The sequence below is a fragment of the Corynebacterium sp. HMSC070H05 genome (assembly GCF_001837615.1).
Lineage (GTDB): Bacteria > Actinomycetota > Actinomycetes > Mycobacteriales > Mycobacteriaceae > Corynebacterium > Corynebacterium coyleae.
In genome coordinates, this window is sequence record NZ_KV833293.1 from 75288 (window position 1) to 80233 (window position 4946).

The 4946-nt window shown below is 55.7% G+C and carries 7 protein-coding genes; 2 read left to right on the top strand and 5 right to left on the bottom strand.

Annotated elements, in window-relative coordinates:
* Positions 1-26: 26 nt before the first annotated feature.
* The 5 genes from HMPREF2617_RS03215 to HMPREF2617_RS12245 all read right to left on the bottom strand — a co-directional run bounded on the left by HMPREF2617_RS03215 (position 27) and on the right by HMPREF2617_RS12245 (position 3674).
* Positions 27-551, bottom strand: a complete 525-nt coding sequence (locus HMPREF2617_RS03215; RefSeq protein WP_070839885.1) for a GNAT family N-acetyltransferase — start codon at positions 549-551, stop codon at positions 27-29.
* The gene (locus HMPREF2617_RS03220; protein ID WP_070422461.1) at positions 541-825 is read right to left on the bottom strand and encodes a type II toxin-antitoxin system TacA family antitoxin; all 285 of its coding nucleotides are present in this window, start codon (positions 823-825) and stop codon (positions 541-543) included. Before HMPREF2617_RS03220 ends, HMPREF2617_RS03215 begins: the two co-directional genes overlap by 11 nt.
* Positions 826-1295: 470 nt before the next feature.
* Positions 1296-2054 (bottom strand): ATP-binding protein, encoded by a 759-nt coding sequence (locus HMPREF2617_RS03225; RefSeq protein WP_070839886.1) that lies wholly within the window; start codon positions 2052-2054, stop codon positions 1296-1298.
* Positions 2055-2068: 14 nt separating this feature from the next.
* A complete protein-coding gene (locus HMPREF2617_RS03230; RefSeq protein ID WP_246821686.1) occupies positions 2069-3274 on the bottom strand; it encodes a Mu transposase domain-containing protein in 1206 nt (401 codons plus the stop codon).
* The gene (locus HMPREF2617_RS12245) at positions 3204-3674 is read right to left on the bottom strand and encodes a helix-turn-helix domain-containing protein (protein WP_246821687.1); all 471 of its coding nucleotides are present in this window, start codon (positions 3672-3674) and stop codon (positions 3204-3206) included. Before HMPREF2617_RS12245 ends, HMPREF2617_RS03230 begins: the two co-directional genes overlap by 71 nt.
* On the opposite strand from HMPREF2617_RS12245, the gene HMPREF2617_RS12250 reads away from it, so the two are divergent.
* Both HMPREF2617_RS12250 and HMPREF2617_RS03235 read left to right on the top strand, forming a co-directional pair.
* Positions 3652-4416 (top strand): Mu transposase domain-containing protein, encoded by a 765-nt coding sequence (locus HMPREF2617_RS12250; RefSeq protein ID WP_083323184.1) that lies wholly within the window; start codon positions 3652-3654, stop codon positions 4414-4416. The genes HMPREF2617_RS12245 and HMPREF2617_RS12250 overlap by 23 nt on opposite strands.
* A partial coding sequence (locus HMPREF2617_RS03235) for an ATP-binding protein (RefSeq protein ID WP_210400803.1) occupies positions 4413-4946 on the top strand: 534 nt, incomplete at its 3' end. The genes HMPREF2617_RS12250 and HMPREF2617_RS03235, both read left to right, overlap by 4 nt.

Sequence of the window (4946 nt, forward strand, 5' to 3'; positions counted from 1 at the left end):
CAACGCTTCCTGGACCAGTTGGTGTTTTAGGCGGTTGCGGGCTGGGTCATAAACTGTTTGATGCCTCTAATCGGTAGCAAGAGATGTAACGGTTGCTCCGGCATCTCCTGAAATTCTGCGTACTGCATGTAGAACCGTTTCGCGTGTTCATCCAACGCGTGTACAACCACTGCCGCGGCTCCAATTTCTCCAGCCACAGTGAAGCACCGCGCTAGAGCGTCTCTCAGCAGCGCTTTCCCAACTCCTTTCCCCTGCGCATTCACATCTACCGCCAACCGCGCGAGAATTAACACTGGGATCGGATCGGGACGCCCCTTGGCAAACGCTTCTGGCGCGGCTCCAGCAACCATCCCACCCGTACAGACCGCATAGTACCCAGCGACGCGGTCATTCCACTTGGAAACGTAAACAACGCAGTTGTGTGCCTGTTGATTCTGCATGGCGTAGCGACGAAACCACACATCGAGCGACACCTCCCCACAATGAAAACTCGAGCGATCATCCGCCTTAACAAGTTTCCGAGGCGGCTGAAGCACACCGTCAGTCGCCAAATTGAAACTCCTTGCCAAATGGAGTCTCCTCAGCGAAAAGTTTGCCAAGCTTAGAGAAGTCGGCCGGCTGGTCGAGAAGTTCCTCAACACGAGAGAAACCTTCTTCCCCCAACACAAAAAGCCGCTGATCAGCAAGCACCATCAATGCACGCTCCACGGCACTGTCGAGCACAAACTGTGACACCGAAGTGTTTGTCACCTCAGCGGCCCTGCGGAAAAACTCCTCTTGGTGTGCGGATGTACGCAAGTTCAAGCGCCGGTCTTTGACTGCCATTTCAAACTCCTTAAAGCGATGTACTCACAATGTACTCACGATCGAGGTCGATAGCAAGAGTGTTTAGAAAGGAGGAAATGGTAGCGGTGTGGTGAGTATCCGGTAGCGCTGTTTGCGACCGTGGTTTGCGCCGTCGGTCTTCGGCGCGTCGGAGATTGTCAGGAAATTCGTGCGTGAGGTGGCTTGTGTCAATCACGAGACAACGGGCGCAGCCGCTCTCACTCACGAGGCTTTTCTCCCCCGCGGTGGAATCCTCTCCGGCAGCTGCTCCTCAACGACTACCCCGAAGAGCACTTCCAGAGTTTTCCCTGTCGTGAGCTTCCTCTGTTGATACGCGTTGAGCACCGCACTGCGATACAGGGGGTGTCGGATGCGGGTTTTTGGTACCGGTGTTCCGGAGACCCGGTACTGCTGTGTTCCGGGTAGTTGGTACCGGGGCCGGGCCGACGGAGTCGGCCCGGCTGTTTGTCTTATTCGTCCGGTTCTATTGGGGTGGTGGCCTTGCGCATGTCGAAGTCTCCGATGCGGATTCGGTGGCCGTTGTTGAGGCGGCTAACGAGTGAATCGGCTCCGACTCTGTCGGGGAGGGCTTCGACCCAATAGGCGGCGGCCGATTGGGAGGAGATCAGTGTTGGGAGCCGACCGTCGCGGTCGAATATGATCTTGCTCAGGTCTTCTTGCCCGCGCTGGTTGATGCTCATGGTCATAAAATCGTCGATGATAAGGACATCGACATTGATCAGTTTCCGCATCTTATCGAGGTAGTTTTGGTCAGTCGGTGAGAAGACCGCCAACATGTCTACGAGTTGGTCTAGCCGGTAGTAGGCCACGGAGTATCCGGCTTGGCATGCGGCGACGCCGATGGCGCAGACTATGTATGTTTTCCCTGTTCCGGTCGGTGCGAGGATGTGAATGTTGGTCGGGTTTTCCCGCCAGTTGGTCGCCGCGATTCGTTTCAGTTGGCGCATGTTGATGCCGCGTTGTTCTGCCCGGGTGACTTCAGCAAGGCTCGCGTCCGGGTATCGGAATTGTGCCTGGGTGATGGCTTTGGCGATGTTGCGTTGTTGCCGCTGTGTGTAGGCCTCTTCGACTGCTGCGAGGAAGATGTCCTCTGGTAGCGCATCCGCGTAGGCCTCGTCGTTGACAATCTCGTAGAAGACATCAGCGAAGGTCGATACGCGAAGCTTTCGCATTTTTGCCCGTACTGTTTCGTCATTGATGTTGCTCATGGTTCACGCTCCTTCTAGTTTTCGTAGTGGTCAGCAGGCCGAATAAAGACGGCGTCAGCTGCGTCGCCGGTAAGCGGGGCGCTTGGGCGTTGTTGGTTCTTCGTCGCGGGCTGTGTCTTTCGCCCTGGTGCAGCAGGGTGCTGCTGAGCGTGCGCAATGTCAGTCTGGATGCGCTTGATCACAGCCATAGTTGGAGCCAGCTTCTTTTCTAAGACCTGCTGGCACGCCGGCTCGAGGGTGGCTTTGCTGTGCTTTTTGCCCAGGTTGGCCAGCACGTTGCGAGCCTGGAGGAGTCCGCGGGGGATGGCGGCACTATTACGGTCGAGGATCATCGCTATGACTGTGTGCGTTGCAGAACCGAACGACGAGGCCCAAGCCAAGAGTTCGTCGCGGGTGAGCGCCTTGTGGCCTTCGTCATCGCTGCTTGGCCCATGGTTGGGATCAGTGGAGTACCGGTATTTGAATCCGTGAAGGCGTGTGTGTTCAGCAACTAGTTGATCACCGTTGAAGATGCTCACCAGTTGCGGGGTGAGCCTGACCGTCACTGCCTCTCCTACCAGCTGAAATGGCACAGAATAGTACTGGTAGTCACAGGTGATGTGCCAATTACGGTCGACTTTGCACCGCTTGTATGACACTTCCGTAAACGGTGTCGGCGGCAGATCGCGCATCACTGGTGCTTCTTCTTGCTCAAAGCGCATGCGCCGTGTTGTGCCATCAGCCCGTGTCATTGCGCTGTTGATATCGGCAAGCCGGTCAGCGATTGCCTCATTGAGTTCATCGAGATTGTAGAAGACCTCGTCGCTGAAGTATCCGAGTATTTTGGTGTAGGCGATTTTCACAGCACGTTCTACTGCCGCTTTGTCGCGTGGCCTGCCAGGTCTTGTCGGCACAATCGTGACCCCGTAGTAGTCGGCAAACGCTGCGTAGCGGTCAGTGACCATCCGGTAGCCTGAATGCTTCCTCGGCCGGTAGGTCGCCGTAGAGGCATTATCCGGCACGATGACCGCCGGTAATTTGCCAAGATAGTTCAACGCTTTGACGTGGCATGCAATCCAAGCCGGCATCTTCTCATTCGCAGCAGCAGTGACGTACATCAGCCCTGAGTACGGGCATACCGCGACAAACAGCGACGCCTTGAATGCGGTATCACCACTGGCCTGATCCACCACCGGCACTTTGTCGCCAGCCCAGTCGGTAAAGCTCTTGCCCCGGCTCATGGGTGACGACTTCGACAAGATCATGAGCACGGAGAAATTCATTGAGCCCACTGCAAAACTGGGAGTACTGGTACTTTGTCTTGTCCGTCGGACACGGCTGCGACAAGTAGTCCATCCACAGCTTGTGCCTGGTCACGTGCTTTTTGCTTTGGAGCTTGCGTGCAAGGGCTTGAAAATCAGGCTGGTCGTAGGACATCGTCCGCTTACTCCGGCCGTCGCTGAATCGATCATCGAACCATCCCGGTGGGAGTTGGCGGAAACGCTCTGGCGTTAGTGCCTCATCAGCGATGACTTTCTTTGCGCGGGATACTTCTCGTCGTGAACATCCCAATGCGTGTGTGATCTGCGCGTAGCTTGCACCGTCAAGGCACATCGCGATGATCTGTTTGAAGTTAGCCACAAGGACCGGCTCCTTCCAAGTAGAGGTTGACGCGGCACCATCGAAGTACGGCGCCGCCAACATCAACTATGAAAGAAACCCCCTCGCAGTACCGGGTACGCGGAACACCGGTACCAACTACGCGGACTCGCGGTACCAACTACCCCAAATCGACAATTCGGTGCCTTACCAGCTCGTCGGCCGGACTGTCGATGTACGTATCACTGGCAATGAAGTAACCGTCTTTGATGCCGGGCAGCGTGTTGCAACCCACCGGCTTGCCCAAGCCCGGGGAATCTATGTCACCGATGTGGATCATATTCCTGCCAACATGGCTGATACCACAGGGTTGTGGACCAGTGACTACTTCTACCGTGAAGCAGCCAAGATCGGGCCAGCAACCCGGACAGTCATCGAAGAACTCATCAGCGCAAAGGCAATCCCTGCCCAGGCATTTCAGTCGTGCCGAAACGTACTGAATATGGGCAAACACGCCAACAAAGTGATTTTGGAACAAGCCTGTGCACGCCTGATCGCACCTGATGGCACCAGGAGAGCAGTGTCGTATACCGCGGTGAAAAACATGATGGCCGCGGTACGCAAAGACCAATCAACCCGCCCGACAGGCCATGATCTGCCAGCCACAACAGCGCCTGAAACACCACCGGTGGAACACGCACGCGATACCCGCGGCGCATATCTGGGTGGGTCTGCCCAGTTCAGTATGGAAAACCTCACGAAGAAAGGACCCCTACAGTCATGACACAGCCACAACCAGCATCAGCATCAGCGCGCTTTCTTGATGAATCGATCCTGCCTGTCTTTACCGATCTACGTATGACGGCTTTTGGCCGAACCGTGATTGATATTGCAGCAGATCCTGTCTTCGACTCGTGGAGCTTTTCTGACAAAGTGCTCTACGCGCTCGATAAAGAAGTCGCGGCCAAGCGTGAACGACGAGTCAACAAATTACTCAAAGCATCCCGATCGCCAAATCTCGATGCGTGTATCGAAGACATCACCTACGCACCCGGCCGCAACCTCAACAAAGAGCAAATCACCAGACTCGCTCACTGCCAATGGTGTCAAAAAGCGCAAAGCATTGTCATCCTCGGCAAATCATCCGTCGGCAAAACATACCTGGCCCAAGCACTCCTTACCGCTGCGTGCAGAAACGACTACTCTGCCTGTTTCTTCCGCACAGACACCCTGGCCAACCAGCTAATGGTGCTACGCCATGATGACACAGCACGCATGGAGTTTCTTCAAGACTTACACCTGGCAGACGTACTC